Genomic DNA, 15,087 nt, shown 5'->3' on the forward strand with positions numbered 1-15,087 from the left:
GTACAGTAAGGTCGCCGTCATTTGATATCGGGACCAGTCACAGATATGTGTTTGGGTCATCCGACTGTTGTGCCGGGCCATGGCCAAGGGGACTGTTCGTGATCAAGCGTTTTATCATTGCCTTCATTCTGCTCGTGCTGGTCTGCGGCGGCATCGTCGGCTTCAATTTGTTCCGCGACAATGCAATGCAGCAATTCTTCGCCACGATGAAACCGCCGGCCGCGACCGTGTCGACGACAATCGTCAAGCCGACCGAGTGGACGCCGGGCGTCGAGGCGATCGGCACTGTCAGCGCGGTCCGCGGCGTCGACCTGACCGTCGAAACCGCCGGCATCGTCAAGGACATCCTTTTTCACGCCAATCAGAAGGTTGAAGCCAACGCGAGTCTCCTTCAGCTCGACGATGCCGCCGAACGCGCCGATCTCGATGCGACGAAGGCGCAAGCAGCGCTCGACCAGACGGCGTTGACACGCGCCCTTGAATTGCAGAAACGCGATGTCGGCTCGGAATCGACGCTCGATACGGCGCGGGCAGCCGCATTGGCTTCCGCTTCGCGGGTCAACAGGCTGCAGGCGGTGCTCAAGCAGAAGCTGCTGACAGCGCCCTTCGGCGGCACCGTCGGTATCCCCAGGATCGACCTCGGCCAGTATCTCTCACCCGGCACTTCCGTAGCGACCCTGCAGGATCTGGAGACGATGCGGGCCGATTTCTCGGTTCCCGAACAGCAGCTTCCGCTGCTGAAGATCGGCCAGACGGTGCGGCTGGGCATTGGTGACGGCGAGCTGCCGTTCGCCGGCACCATCCGCGGTATCGACCCGAAGATCGATCCGACCAGCCGGCTGGTGACGGTCAGGGCCGAGGTCGCCAACCCCGAAGGCAAGCTGACCCCTGGCCAGTTCGTGCAGGTGCGCGTCGAACTGCCCGAGGAAAACAACGTGCTGACGGTGCCGCAGACCGCGCTGACCTCCAGCCTCTACGGTGACTTCGTCTTTGTGGTGCGTCCAGCGAAGCCAGCCGCAGCCAATGGCGCCGCCCCTGCCGCCGCGGCCAACGCGGAAGAAAAGCCGACCACGGATAGTGCGAAGCCCGCGACTGAAGCGCCCGCGGCAAAACCCGAGGAACAATCGGCTGCTGCGCCGGCCGAACCGACGGCGGAAGAACAGAAGCCGCAGCTCGTGCTTGCCCAGGTGTTCGTCAAGCCAGGCCGCCGTAATGCCGGCCTGGTTGAGATCCTGGATGGCATCGCGCCCGGCGACGAAGTCGTTACCGCCGGCCAGAACCGCCTTTCCAACGGCATGTCCGTTGCCGTCGACAACACCATCGATCCGACCAAGCCGGCAAACCAGCAGGCAGCCCAGAAATGAGCTTCTCCGACATCTTCATTCGCCGTCCGGTCCTTTCGACCGTGCTCGCTTTGATGATCCTGCTTCTGGGTTTCCAGGGCATCTTCAGCCTCTCGATCCGGCAGTATCCGGAGGTCGAAGAAACGGCCATCACGATCACCACAGCCTATCCCGGCGCCAGCGCCGACCTGATCCAGGGGTTCATTTCCGCGCCGATCGCCCGTGCCGTCGCCTCGACCGAAAACATCGATTACGTCACGTCGGCGAGCCGGCCGTCCTCAAGCACCGTGACGGTGCAGATGAAACTCGGGTCCAACCCCGACGTCGCGCTGAACGAAGTCTTGTCGAAGGTACAAAGCGTGCGCGGCGACCTGCCGGACGAGTCCGAAGACCCGGTGATCGTCAAGGGCACCGGCGAGCAGTTCGCGATGATGTATATCTCGATGCAGAATCCGAACATGACGCCGGAACAGCTCACCGAATATATCGAGCGCGTCGTGCGGCCGCGCATGTCGACGGTCGAGGGTGTCGCCGACGTGCAGATTTTCGGGGCCGCCGAATATTCGATGCGCGTCTGGATCGACCCGATCAAACTGGCGGCGCGCGGCGTGACGGCGTCGGACGTGCTGACCGCCATCAACGCATCGAATTTCCTCTCAGCACCCGGCAATACCGAAAACGAGTACGTCGCCTCCTCGATCACCGTCCGCTCGACGCTGCAAACGCCGGAGGCTTTCGCCGCTCTTCCGCTTCGTTCCACAGACGGCAATGTGGTGAGGCTGCGCGACGTGGCGCGCGTCGAGCTCGCCGCGGCGAACACCGACACCAGGGTTACTTTCAACGGCAAGCCCGGCATCTTTCTCGCCATCTTCCCGACGCCGGCCGCCAATCCGCTGACGACAGCGGAGGCGATCCACGAAATCGTGCCGACGATCCAGGAGACGCTGCCGCAAGGCATGACGATCGAGATCGTGTACGATTCGACCGAGCAGATCAGCGCTTCGATCGAGGAGGTGTTCAAGACCATCGGCGAAGCGGTCGCCATCGTCATCGTCGTCATCCTGCTCTTCCTCGGCTCGTTCCGCTCGGTGCTGATGCCGATCGTGACCATTCCGCTGTCGCTGATCGGCGTCTGCTTCCTGTTGTTTACGCTGGGCTATTCGATCAATCTCTTGTCGTTGCTGGCCATGGTGCTGGCGATCGGCCTCGTCGTCGACGATGCCATCGTGGTGGTGGAAAACATCCACCGCCACATGGAGGAAGACGGTTTGTCGCCGATGCAGGCGGCCTTCAACGGCATGCGGGAGATCTCGTCCGCCGTCATCGCCATGACGATAACGCTGGCCGCCGTGTTCGCGCCGCTGGCCTTCACCGGCGGCCTGACCGGCGCACTGTTTCGCGAATTCGCGGTGACGCTTGCCGGCTCAGTGGTGCTTTCGGGTGTCGTCGCCCTCACCGTCACGCCGATGATGTCGGCACGCATCCTGCGGGCCGGCTCGCACAGCCGCTTCCAGCGCATTGTCGACAACACGTTCAGGCGCGTCGAAAACGTCTACGAGCGGCTGGTCAGCGGCTCGCTAAAATATCGTCCGGTGACGCTGATGATCGTCATCGCACTGGTCGCCACTACCGGCTTCATGTTCACCAAGACCGCCGGCGAACTGGCGCCGGAAGAAGACCAGGGCTTCTTGCTGTCTCTTGTGAACGCGCCGCGCTACGCGACGTCGGACTACACCGAGACCTATGTGAACCAGATTCTCGGGCTGATGAATGATATTCCCGAAACCAGGGCGCGGTTCTCCGCCGTCGCCTTTCAGGGCCCGACGAACAGCGCCTTCGTCGGCTTCGCATTCAAGGACTGGGCCGAGCGCGAGCGCAGCTCGAAGGAGCTTCAGGAAGACATCACCGCCCGCCTTACCAAGGTGGCGGGCGTCGAGGCTTTCGTCTTCGCCCCACCGACGCTGCCCGGCTCCGGCGGCGGCCTGCCGGTCACCATGGTGGTGCGCTCGACCGGCGATGCCTCCCAGGTGTTCGAGGCGGCCGAGGACATCAAGAACAAGGCGCAGGCCTCCGGTCGCTTCCTCGCCGTGCAGAATTCGATGTCCTTCGATGCGCCGCAAGTGACGGTGACGATCGACCGCGACCGCGCCGCGGCGCTCAACCTGCCGATCGCCGACATCGGCCGGACGCTGACCCTTTTGGTCGGTGGCGCCGAGGTGGCGCAATTCGACCGCGAGTCCAACAGCTACGACATCATTCCGCAGGTGCCGCAGAACTTCCGCGACAACCCTGAAAAGCTGGCCGAGTATTTCGTGCGCAGCGCGTCGGGCGAGATGGTGCCGCTCTCGGCGGTGGTGAAGATCTCGACCAACGCCTCGCCGGCCGTGATCGAGCAGTTCAACCAGTTGAACTCCGCGACGATTTCCGCTCTGCCATTGCCCACGCTGACCACCGGCGACGGGCTGAGGACCATCGAGGACATCGCCAGAGAAAGCCTGCCCGACACGTTCTTCATCGACTATACCGGCCAGTCGCGACAGGAGAAGGAACAGGGCTACACGATCATCATCGCCTTCGCGGCAGCTGTTCTCGTCATCTATCTGGTGCTGGCGGCGCAGTTCGAAAGCTTCCGCGATCCGTTGATCATCATGATGTCGGTGCCGCTGTCGATCTTCGGCGCAATCGTGCCGCTCAATCTGGGGCTGGGAACGCTCAACATCTACACGCAGGTCGGGCTGATCACGCTGATCGGCCTGATCACCAAACACGGCATTCTTCTGGTCGAATTCGCCAACCAGCAGCGCGAGCTCCACGGGATGCGGCGGCGCGATGCGATCGTCGCCTCGGCCAGGGTGCGGCTAAGACCGATCCTGATGACGACGGCGGCGATGGCGCTCGGCGTGGTGCCGCTGATCATTTCCAGCGGCGCTGGCGCCGCAGCGCGCTATTCGATGGGCCTGGTGATCTTCACCGGCATTCTGGTGGGAACCATGTTCACCCTGTTCGTGGTGCCGATGTTCTACACCTTCATCGCCAGCAAGGACCTGCCGCATCACGCCGAGAAGCCGGACCCGAAGCTGATGCCGGTGCCGGTTGATTGATTGACAAAAAGGCCGGAAACTTCCGGCCTTTTTTCTTGGGCAGTGATGTCCGAATCGCCTTCTTTATCTATTTGACGATGACGATCCTGATGTTGGTCGGACCGAACATCTCGACAAGCTGGTAGAAGTCGGCGGCGTTGTCCGGATGCAGCCGCACGCAGCCATGCGAAGCCGGCTGGCCGAGGCGCCTGACGAAATTGGTCGCATGCACGGCGTAGCCACCCTTGAAGAAGACCGAATGCGGCATCGGCGCGTTGTCATATTTCCTCGAATACCACATCTGGTGCATGCGGGTCGGCTTGAACGACCCGGTCGGGGTGAGATGCCCCCTACCGCCGGTCGAGACTTTCCACGCGAAGGTCGGCCGGCCGTCGACGAGGACTTCCATCGTCTGCTGCGAAAGCGAAATCCGCGCCACGATCTGATTGGCGGCCCGATTGGCAGCATCGGCAACGCCGTTGCCGGCGCCGAACAGAAGAACCGTGCCCGCGGTGACGGCGGCGGCGATGTTGATGAGCTTGGCGGAAATGGCAGTGTACATGATATCCCCCTGTCTACCGGGTATGGCCCGGCTCCAATTCGATGACTGGGCTTGTCGTTGGGTCACGTTTCGAATTGATTTCGCACGGCCGACGTTTCTGTTTCGAAACTGTTTCCTCTGGTTAACGGCCGGAGGCCCATCCGAGGCATTTGCAGGGGTGAAACCAAGGACAGGACGGTTTGCCTGGTCGAGCTCGGACCCGCGAAAAGGTACTCTGTCGTCTCTGGGGAAAGTGCGATCTTGCCTCACATGAAAGAAATTAGACTTGGCTCGAAACCAATCGGCAACAAAGCGCGGACTCGAGCGGCATGATCTGGATACAGGCCGCCCGCAGAGTTGACCCAACGAAAACAGCCGGCACAAACGAAGATGAACATGCAGTCTAACGCGATCTCCTGGCTGTTCAGGATAAGCATAGCCGCAGTGTTGATTTGCATGCCTCACTGTTTTCGCCACGGTCTGGATCGTCTCCAGCCTGCGCATAACCGGCTCAAGGCCCTCTGGCGGGTCGGTTTTGGGCTGAAGAAGATGCGCGGCACCTCCGGCAACTTGCAGCCGAGAGGACCGAAGGCCCGCGCCGCAACGGGGGGCTCCGATGGCGGCGCGGGCACTTCGGGGTTTTCCCTGAAGCGAACCTGAAACCAAATTTGGGGGACGAAAACGATGAACACGAAATTTGCAGCTTCGGTACTTTCCGCACTGCTCTACGCACAGGGCCTGCTCGGCTTTGCCGGCCTCGCCACCGTGCTTCTCAGGGATCGTGCCCATGCCAGCGAATTCGTCGCGGCCAGCGAAATGCCGTCAGGTCCGTCGCTTCTCGTGGTGCGCTGAGCGTCTGGGCCTGTGGACAGTACGGTGAGGGCCGCGGCCTCAGTCGGCGAACTGCGTCGGCGGATCGAACCGGTAGCCCGCACCCCGTATGGTGGTGATGGTTTCGGTGTCGAGCTTGCGGCGCAGTCGCACGATGCGCGAATCGATCGAGCGATCGAAGGCATCGGCATTTTCGGCGGGCGCGGCGGCAATGATATCGTCGCGCGTCAAGACCTTGCGCGGACTGGCCAGGAACAATCTGAGCAGCGCCACCTGACCCGGCGACAACTGTTCTTCCGTGCCGGAGCGATGCATGACCATGGCCGACCGGAGGTCGACCGTCGCGTTCTCCAGCACGACCAATTCCCCGGCGTTCCGGCCGCGCCGTGCCAGCAAGCCGCCGATACGGGCGGCGAGTTCCCTGACGTTGAGCGGGCTCTCGACGACGTCGGCGGCGCCGAGCTCGAGCGCCAGCACCTTGTCGACGAGATCGGCCGGCCGGCAGATCAGGATGAAATCCGGCCCGCCCTCGCCGCCATGGCGCTTGAGCAGGTCACGCCCTTCCGCCTGGCTGAGGCTGTCGCCGACGACAACGACATCGATGCCGTTTCCGGAAAGCAAGGATTCGGCCTCCCACGGCTGCCGCACTGCGCGCACGTCATGACCGCGCCGTTCGAGATGGTCGGCCAGATCGGTTGCGACCACTTCGGCGACGGAAACAAGCGCGATGATGGATCGTGCAGCCATTTTTTTCCACCCTGCAACCCGGCAACCCAAGATGAGTGCTGGACATGATGTTTATACCCAATCTACTTTCCGCTGAAAGTGGGAGCGAGAGCATCGTGCGGGCACGAATTGTCGTCGTCGAGGACGAGCCGGATCTGAGGGACGCGGTTGCCGAGTATCTCGACGCCAGCGGCTACGATGTCGCTACGGCCGAGAGTGCCAGCGCTGCGCGAACCTTGCTGGAAACGCAGTCGTTTCACCTGGCCATCCTCGACATCGCCATGCCGGGCGAGGACGGCCTGTCGCTTGGCCGCTGGATGCGCTCGAAAACGCCGATCGGCATCATCTATGCCACTGCCGCCGGCACCGCGCTCGACCGCATCGTCGGGCTGGAACTCGGCGCCGACGACTACATCGTCAAGCCCTACGAACTGCGCGAGGTGCTGGCGCGGGTCCGCAGCGTGCTGCGCCGCGTGCCGCAGCCGGCCGAGCCGCAGGCCGCCAAGGCCGAAACAACTGCCAACCGCCGTTCCATGAGCTTCGGACCTTTCCATGCCGATCTCGACGGTCGGTTCGTCACCGGCACCAATGGGACGGTCATCGACCTGGCCAAGAGCGAGTTCGACGTGCTGGAGGTCTTCCTGACGCGTGCCAACCGCTTGCTGACGCGTGCGGCGATCTCCGAGGCGATCGGCTTCGCGGAAGATCCTGAATCCTCACGTGCAGTCGATATCCGCATCATGAGGCTGAGGAAGAAGATCGAGGCGGACCCGGCCAATCCGAAATTCCTGCGCACAGTCCGCGGCGAAGGCTATATCTTCTCGCTGCCGACCGGCGAAGGCAACTGAGCGGCGCGACCAACCACTCTCGGTGGCACGACTGTGAAATGACGGCTGACCATGACGGCTGAAGCACGCAGCGATAGGCACGGCGTCAGGCAGGGCGCGGCGATGGCCGCTGTTCACATCGTTCGCCGGCTTCACGAAGCTGGCGACTGGCAGCGCGAGATGGGCAGCATCCTTGAAACGCTGTGCGGGGCCATGGATTGCCAGCGCGGCATCCTGTTTCGGCTGCGCGAACTGCCCGGCCAAGGCTTTGCCCAATCGGTGGCGGCCTACTGGATCGACCCCCGATATGGTGGCGAGCTGGCATCGCCGACGGTGATCATGCAGTCGGTTGTCAATTCGGACCCACTGCTGGAACGGTTGGCGGAGGACGAGCGGCAAGGCAAGATCTTCGCGGGACACACGCGCGACCTCGAAGGCTTTCTGAGAACCGACTTCGAAAAGCAGCACATCAAGTCGTTCCTGTCGGTGTCGGTCTTTGCGCATGGCCATCTGTGGGGCACGCTGGCGGTCAACGACTGCGTGAACGAGCGCGAATGGACCGACGAGGAAGTGGCGACGCTGCACATCGTGGCGCTGGCCATCGGCGACGCCATCGAACGATCGCTTTCCGATGCCCACGCCAGCGAAGTCATCCGCCGCACCATGCTGCAGGCCTCGCTCGACGCGATCATCGTCATCGACGAGACCGGTTCGATCATCGAGTTCAATCCGGCCGCCGAAAAGATGTTCGGCTACCAGCGCAGCGACATCCTCGGCAAGGACCTGCTCGACACCGTCGTTCCGGACTATTATCGCAAGGGCTATGTGTCGGGCGCCGAATACATGTCGGGCCGCGGCGCGCCGATGGTCGGGCAGCGGATCGAGACCGTCACCCAGAATGCTGCCGGCGAGGTCTTTCCGATCGAATTGACGGCAACCGAGATGCGGGTCGCCGACCGCCGCCTGATCTTCGGCTCGATCCGCGACCTCCGCGACAAATTGCGTGCCGAGGAGGAGATCGGCCGCCAGCGCGAAAAGCTGCACCAGAACGAGAAGATGGCGGCGATGGGCTCGCTGCTTGCCGGCGTGTCACACGAGCTCAACAACCCGCTTGCCGTGGTCGTCGCCCAATCGACTTTGTTGCACGAGTTCGCTTCAGACCCGCAGACCAAGGTGCGCGCCGAAAAGGTGCGCGCCGCCGCAGAGCGCTGCGGCCGCATCGTCAAGAGCTTCCTCTCGATGGTCCGCCTGCATCCGGCGTCGCAGGCCGAGACCGACCTCAACCAGGTGGTCCGCGCGGCACTCGAAGTGACCGCCTACGGCGCCAGGTCGACCGGCATCATTATCGATACCGATTTCGCCAGCGGCCCGCTGCTGGCCATGGCCGACGCCGACCATGTGACGCAAGTTGCCGCCAACTTCCTCATCAACAGCCAGCACGCTCTGGCCGGCATCGGCGGCGACCGGCTGATCAAGGTTCGCACGTTTCGCAGCGATCGCGGCAATCCCTGTTTCTCGGTCGAGGACAACGGGCCGGGCGTGCCGGAAGCGATACGCTCTCGCATCTTCGAATCGTATTTCACCACCAAGCCGGTCGGCGTCGGCACCGGCATCGGCCTGTCGATTTCGAAATCGATCATCGAACGGCACAATGGCAATGTCTGGTTCGAGGAAGTTCTGCCGAGAGGCGCCCGTTTCGTTGTCCAGTTGCCGGCGATCGCCGGCGGCGCGGCCGCCGCCGGCGAAAACCCGTCGCGCTCGAGCGGATTGCGCCACGCCCTGATCATCGACGACGAGCCGGATGTCGCCGCCTCGCTGTCCGACATTCTGGAGTTGATGGGCATCAAGTCGCGGATCGTGCCGGCCTGGGCGTCAGCCGCCGCGACCTTGTCGGGCCATATGCCGCCGGACATCGTCTTTTCCGATCTGCGCATGCCCGGCACCAGCGGCATATCGATCTATCGCGAACTGCTCGCCGAAAAGCCTGATCTGGCGCGGCGCTTCGTTCTGGTCACCGGCGACCTGATCGGCGCGAAAGCCGAAATCGAGGCATTGCCGGCGCCGCAGCGGCCGCAGATCCTGGAAAAGCCGTTCAGCACGCTGGACGTGCGCGGGGTGCTGTCGGCCATCGCCGAGCAGGCCGCATTGGGCAGCTAGGACTTCGGACTGGTGGAAATCGGTTTTTGAAAAAATCCGATGCTCAACAAAGGGCTTTCCAGAGAAAAAAGACTCCCGGCCGAGGATGCGGCGGGAGCCTGCCTGGAGCGCTGGAGGGGTCGCTCGGGCATCAAAAAACGTTCGGCGTATCGGTCAGCGGCGCGGCATTGGCGATCACGCGAACCGCGCGGGCCTTGTGAATGCCGGATTGCTCGGCAATGACGCGCAGGCACTCCGCACTCTCGGCGCCCCAGGCCTGCCCCTTGCAGACAAAATCGATCTCCGGCATCGGCAGCCGCGCGGTCTTGGTCGTGGTCGGGGCGCCCTTGACGATGTTTGCCGGCGGGTTCAGTGAAGCAAAGGCGGGACCAACAGTCGGCGCGAACGCCATGCCGGCGAACGCGGCGGCGCCCAGCACCACGAACAGCGCCATCGGATGGTCGTTGGCGCGCTGGCGCAGCGCCAGCTTCGGCCGCCGATCCTTGCCCTTCAGCGCTTGCAGACGGCGGTCATTGCAGGCAGTCCGGATTTTCGTATACATCGCGCTTCCCTTCGTCGATCTTCTTTTTTTGTTGAAACGAACTTAGTCGCACCTTGTAACGGACGAACCACGCACGCAAACTGACCGTGTAACAGCTTTGAAACGGGATTTCGGCGGGCACATCCGGTCATCGCAGGGGCGCGGGATCAAATCGCGCCGCCGCTCCGGCCCGGCGACGTCCGGTCGCCACTTTGAGACGCCCTCGCCTGCACCATGGGGCGCTGGTGATTACTGCAGATTAAATTCCCTGAGGATTTTCTGTGCCGCAATGCGCCCAGCCACGATTGCGCCTTCGACATAGCCCGGAAACGACGGCGACAATTCCGAAGATGCAAAATACACCGGCGGCTCGCCGGCCAGGATAGTTTGTTCGGCCTCGGTGGCACTTGTATCGATGATGAGATCGGCGTAGCCGCCGCCGCTCCAGCGATCATCGGTCCAGTCGCGACAGCTGAAATCGGTGAACTTGCCTGCATCCGTGCCGAGCGCCTGCTGCAGCCGCGCCGTAACCTCGGTGCGCAACGCGGCATCTCCAAGTTCCCGCCAGCGGAGGGCAAGCGGCCCGCCGACAAAGACGACCAACGCGGGGTGGCCGTCGTCCTTGCTGGCGTCACAGGCAAAAAGTGCGGGCGGATCGCGCCACATCACCATGCCGCTCAGGCCCTTGGCGCGCCAAAACGCGGTGGCATAGCGCATTTGTACTTTGATCACCGCGCCGCTCTGCCAGACGCCGAGAGCCTTTTGCAAGGCAGCCGGCAGCGGCGGCGCGAAGTCCAGCTTCGAAGCCATCATCGGCGGCATGGCGATCAGCGCTATTCGAGCCGTGATCGAGCCCGTCATCGACGCGAGACGAACGCCTCCCGGTCTGCGCTCGATCGTTCTGACCGGTGTGTTCAATCGCAGGCGGTTGCCGAGATCGCCAGCCAGATCATCCGCCAGGGACTGCATGGTTTCGTGCACGAAATACTGCAGCTCCGACACCTCGTTGGTGATACGGCGGTCATTGTCGATGAGGTGCCAAAGCGGCAGTTTTTCAAGCGCTTGGCACCACAAGCCCTCGATCATCGAGCGGAAAGCCGCCTTGGCCTCGCCGGGATCGTTCTGGCGATCGAGCCATGCGGCGACGGTCAAGCCGGCGATAGCCGGATCGCCCGGTGCGATCGCGTTCATGCGGTCGCGGATCGACATCGAGGCGTGGTAGATTCGCTCGACTTGCTTTACGCCGGTCAGCGGCTGGGCAACGAACTCGCCCTTAGCATAGGTCTCGACCAACGTCTTGCCGCGCGTTCGCACCAGGGCCATCAGTTCCGGCATGTCCTCGCACAGGAACTGACCGCCGCTGTCGATCCGCTCGCCAAGCCCGTTCCACTGGGACTCGACCCGCCCGCCGACGCGGCCGCGCGCCTCGAGCAGCGCAAGATCGATGCCGGCCTTGCTCAATTCATGCGCGGCTGACAGGCCGGTAAAGCCGGCGCCGACGATGGCGACATCGGTTCGCACGGTCTGGCGCTTCAAGAGCCGGCCCTGAAGGTCTCGAAGTCCGCAATCATCCGCGGCTTGTGCTTCGGAGACAACGGTCCTGTCGAGATCATCAAACCCCGCTCGATCGAATTGCAGGTTGCTGGCTGCTCCGCCGGGCGACCCGCTTTAGCCAATGGTCTTTTCCAGCATGCTTATCCAGTTGCGGTAGGCGATCTTCTCGATCAGCGCGCGACCGAAGCCGCGCGCGGCGAACGCGTCGAGCAGCTTCGGCAGGCCGGTGACGTCGCCGACCACAGCCGGGATCATGGCGCCGTCGAAGTCGGACCCGAGCCCGACGCCGTCTTCGCCCAAAGCCTGCAGCAGTGAATCGACATGGCGCACCATGACGTCGAGACTGGTATCGGCATTCATCCTGCCGTCTTCGCGCAAAAACCCGGTCGCGAAATTCAGCCCGACCATGCCGCCCGAGTCGCGGATCGCGCCGAGCTGCCATTCGGTGAGGTTACGCGAATGGCCGCAGATCGCATGGACATTGGAATGGGTCGCGACCAGTGGTGCGTCGCTGATCTCGGCGACGTCGCGAAACCCCTTCTCGTTGAGGTGCGAAAGATCGACCATGATGCCGAGCTGGTTGCAGGCCTTGACCAGCGCCTTGCCGGCATCGGTCAGGCCAGGTCCGGTGTCGGGCGTCGACGGGAAACGGAACGGCACGCCATGGCCGAAAGCGTTCGGGCGGCTCCAGACGATGCCGAGCGAGCGCAAGCCGGCCGCATGCAGCACGTCGAGCATGGTCAGTTCGGGGTCGATCGCCTCGACGCCTTCGATATGGAACACCGCTGCGATCGACCCTTGCGCCATCGCGTTTCGCACATCGCCGGCGCTGCGGCAGACGGTGAGCGCCGACGCTCGTTCCAGCCTGAACAGGATCGAGGCCATGGCGATGGTGGAAGCAAGCGCGTCGGCGCGCGGAATTTCGGGCGGCAAGGGCTCGATATCGCTTGGCGCGGGAGGAACCGCACTGCGCTTGGATTTCTCGACCGGCGGCGGAAAGATTGCGAACATGCCGCCGGCAAAGCCGCCCTGTTTCGCACGCGGCAGGTCGATGTGGCCACCCGATGTTCCCTCGATGAACAGCTTTTCGACATCCGCGTCTTTCGACTGATAGAGCCTGAGCAGCGTGTCGTTGTGGCCGTCGAAGACGGGAACAAGATCGGTTTCGGTCATCAAGGGATCATTTCGGTTCGATTGGTCGGGCGGGCAATATCCTACTTAGGCAAGGCAATACCCACTAGGCAAGACGAGCGCTCGAACGATCGGGTAGGAGACGCCGAATTGAAGGCGAAGGGCTTTGGGCGCGTTCTTGCCTTCTCCCCTTGGGGGAGAAGGTGGATCGGCGCGCAGCGCCGAGACGGTTGAGGGGTGTTGGACGGAGTGCTGTCGGTGCCAAGCTGGAGCACCCCTCATCCGACCGAGCTTCGCTCGGCCACCTTCTCCCACAAGGGGAGAAGGGGGAGCCACTGGCGCCAGGACCGGCGCTATTGCTTCAGCACGTCGGCCCATTCCTGGTGACGCCGGAACTGGGCGTTGGCGAACGGGCAGAGCGGAATGATCTTCTTGCCCGCCGCGCGCGCGTCCTCGACGGCGCGGGTAACGAGCCTAAGTCCCGCGCCCTGGCCGCGAAACGCATCCGGCACTTCGGTGTGGTCGATGATGATCTGGTGCTCGCCGACCTTGGTAAAAGTCATCTCCGCCTCGGCGCCCTCAGGCCCGCGCAGGAGATAACGGCCCTTGGAACCGCGATCCTCCAGTTCGACCTCCGGCAATTGGTCAGGCATTGCTTACGCTCCTTCTGCCGGCGTAGCGGACAGGAACCGCCGCGCCGCCTCGATCTCGTTCGACTGCACCTCATGGCCGCCGTCGTGCCACTCCACTGTGACATCGGCGCCATCGGCGCGCAAATGGGCTTCTAGCCGCGACGTCAGGTTGGGCGGACAGATCGGATCGCGCCTGCCTGCTGTGACCAGGATGCGGCGGCCGGCGAGACTTCCCTCGATTTCCGGCTCGAATGGGATCAGCGGATGCATCAGCACCGCCGCGTCGAACAGAGAGGGCGCCGCGAACACCACCGAGGCCAGGATGTTGGCGCCGTTGGAATAGCCGAGGCCAAGCACCGACGCGGGCTTTGACGCCTCGACATGCGCCCCGATATGCGCCTTGACGAAGCCAATCATCTTGTCCGTCGCCCGCGCCAGGTCGTCCATGTCGTAGACGCCCTCGCCGGTTCGGCGAAAGAAGCGCGCAGCACCGTCTTCCGAGACATCGCCGCGCGGCGAAACGATAGTCGCCTGCGGCGCGAGATCACGCCCGAGCGACAGAAGCTGGTTCTCGTCGGCCCCGGTGCCGTGGAAGACGAAGAGCAGCGATCCATCAGGCGAACCCGGCAGTGTCCTATAGGTGTAAGCGTCCTTGCTCATGGCCTTGTCCTTAATGCATGTCGCGCAAAAGTGCGCAGCGGTTTTGCGATGACGACATGCACAAAACCAAACTAAAAGCGCGTCGCCCAACCTGATCAAACGCGATGCGCTTTTAGTCTTCCAGCTTTTGCAGATGTTGCTCGAGATAGGGCCTCAGATGCTGGTGCTGCGACGGCAGCTTCAGCGCCTCGCCGAGATGGGCGGCGTCCTCGTCGCGGTCGAAGCCCGGCTCGTTGGTGGCGACTTCGAACAGCACGCCGCCCGGCGTGCGGAAATAGATCGCCCAGAAATAATCGCGGTCGATCACCGGCGTCACCTGGTAGCCGGTGTCCATCAGCGCCTTGCGCACTTCGAGCTGCTTGGCGCGGTTTTCGACAGCGAAGGCGACGTGGTGGACCGAGCCGGCGCCGAGATCGGCAAAAGCGGCGCCCGGCAGCGATTCGATATCGACGATGTTGGCGCCGTTGCCGTCCTTCAGCGTCAGCCTTTTTACAGTGCCGGACGTGTCGACTTCCTCATAGCCCATGAAATTCAGCAGCTCTTCCGTGGCGCCGCCGTCCTTCAGCCTGAGCGACACCGAGTGAAAGCCGCGGATCGCCTCGTCGGACGGAACATCGGCCTTCGCCCATGGCGCACGGGTGTCGGCCTTGTTCTCGACCAGCGCAAACCCGTCGCCATCGGGACCGGCGAAGCCAAGGCGCTTGTCGCCGAAGCTCTCTTCGCGCGACAGCCCGGCGACGCCCTCATCGGCAAAACGCTTTTCCCAATAGGCAAGCGTGCCTTCGGGCACCGAATAGACCGTGGTGCCGACCTCGCCAACGCCGTGGCGGCCCTTGCCGATGTTGCGGAACGGAAAATAGGTCATCACCGAACCGGGCGTGCCGAGCTCGTCGGCATAGTAGAGATGGTAGACATCCGGCGCGTCGAAATTGACGGTTTTCTTGACCCGGCGCAGGCCGAGCTTTTTTGTGAAGAACTCGTTGTTCTGGCGCGCATCCCTGGCCATCGAGGTGACGTGATGCAGACCCCTGATCTGGTCGAGCATTTTCCTGCTCCTTCCTTGTCCTGTGCGGCCCATGCCGCGG

At 63.2% G+C, this 15,087-nt stretch carries 13 protein-coding genes; 5 read left to right on the forward strand and 8 right to left on the reverse strand.

What is annotated here, in order from left to right:
- Positions 1-98: 98 nt before the first annotated feature.
- Positions 99-1,364: an efflux RND transporter periplasmic adaptor subunit gene (locus tag AC0L2K_RS24655; protein WP_441338799.1), complete on the forward strand. Its 1,266-nt coding sequence runs from the start codon at positions 99-101 to the stop codon at positions 1,362-1,364.
- A complete protein-coding gene (locus AC0L2K_RS24660) occupies positions 1,361-4,444 on the forward strand; it encodes an efflux RND transporter permease subunit (RefSeq protein ID WP_287066559.1) in 3,084 nt (1,027 codons plus the stop codon). Before AC0L2K_RS24655 ends, AC0L2K_RS24660 begins: the two co-directional genes overlap by 4 nt.
- 67 nt (positions 4,445-4,511) lie before the next feature.
- Here the strand turns inward: AC0L2K_RS24660 and AC0L2K_RS24665 are convergent, their stop codons facing one another.
- Entirely contained in the window at positions 4,512-4,985 is a 474-nt protein-coding gene (locus tag AC0L2K_RS24665; protein ID WP_473532545.1) for a L,D-transpeptidase, read from the reverse strand.
- Between the two features lie 663 nt (positions 4,986-5,648).
- Here AC0L2K_RS24665 and AC0L2K_RS24670 point away from each other — a divergent pair.
- The gene (locus AC0L2K_RS24670; protein WP_023797130.1) at positions 5,649-5,816 is read left to right on the forward strand and encodes a hypothetical protein; all 168 of its coding nucleotides are present in this window, start codon (positions 5,649-5,651) and stop codon (positions 5,814-5,816) included.
- A 39-nt stretch (positions 5,817-5,855) separates the two neighbouring features.
- Here the strand turns inward: AC0L2K_RS24670 and AC0L2K_RS24675 are convergent, their stop codons facing one another.
- Positions 5,856-6,542 (reverse strand): response regulator transcription factor, encoded by a 687-nt coding sequence (locus tag AC0L2K_RS24675; protein ID WP_023797129.1) that lies wholly within the window; start codon positions 6,540-6,542, stop codon positions 5,856-5,858.
- Positions 6,543-6,589: 47 nt separating this feature from the next.
- On the opposite strand from AC0L2K_RS24675, the gene AC0L2K_RS24680 reads away from it, so the two are divergent.
- Positions 6,590-7,369: a response regulator gene (locus AC0L2K_RS24680; RefSeq protein WP_063830524.1), complete on the forward strand. Its 780-nt coding sequence runs from the start codon at positions 6,590-6,592 to the stop codon at positions 7,367-7,369.
- Between the two features lie 51 nt (positions 7,370-7,420).
- On the forward strand, positions 7,421-9,505 hold the full coding sequence (locus tag AC0L2K_RS24685) for a PAS domain S-box protein (RefSeq protein ID WP_031254100.1): 2,085 nt from the start codon (positions 7,421-7,423) through the stop codon (positions 9,503-9,505).
- A 130-nt stretch (positions 9,506-9,635) separates the two neighbouring features.
- Here AC0L2K_RS24685 and AC0L2K_RS24690 read toward each other — a convergent pair whose 3' ends face one another.
- The 6 genes from AC0L2K_RS24690 to AC0L2K_RS24715 form a co-directional block, all read right to left on the reverse strand.
- The gene (locus AC0L2K_RS24690) at positions 9,636-10,046 is read right to left on the reverse strand and encodes a hypothetical protein (protein ID WP_023797126.1); all 411 of its coding nucleotides are present in this window, start codon (positions 10,044-10,046) and stop codon (positions 9,636-9,638) included.
- Positions 10,047-10,274: 228 nt separating this feature from the next.
- Positions 10,275-11,561, reverse strand: coding sequence for a flavin monoamine oxidase family protein (locus AC0L2K_RS24695; RefSeq protein ID WP_473532546.1), 1,287 nt, complete (start codon positions 11,559-11,561; stop codon positions 10,275-10,277).
- 132 nt (positions 11,562-11,693) lie between these two features.
- Entirely contained in the window at positions 11,694-12,752 is a 1,059-nt protein-coding gene (locus AC0L2K_RS24700) for a dipeptidase (protein ID WP_023797124.1), read from the reverse strand.
- A 311-nt stretch (positions 12,753-13,063) separates the two neighbouring features.
- On the reverse strand, positions 13,064-13,363 hold the full coding sequence (locus AC0L2K_RS24705) for a GNAT family N-acetyltransferase (RefSeq protein ID WP_473532547.1): 300 nt from the start codon (positions 13,361-13,363) through the stop codon (positions 13,064-13,066).
- A 3-nt stretch (positions 13,364-13,366) separates the two neighbouring features.
- On the reverse strand, positions 13,367-14,002 hold the full coding sequence (locus tag AC0L2K_RS24710; protein ID WP_023797122.1) for an alpha/beta hydrolase: 636 nt from the start codon (positions 14,000-14,002) through the stop codon (positions 13,367-13,369).
- Positions 14,003-14,114: 112 nt separating this feature from the next.
- On the reverse strand, positions 14,115-15,047 hold the full coding sequence (locus AC0L2K_RS24715; protein WP_473532548.1) for a VOC family protein: 933 nt from the start codon (positions 15,045-15,047) through the stop codon (positions 14,115-14,117).
- Between the last annotated feature and the right edge of the window lie 40 nt (positions 15,048-15,087).

It is taken from the genome of Mesorhizobium sp. WSM4817, assembly GCF_055811135.1.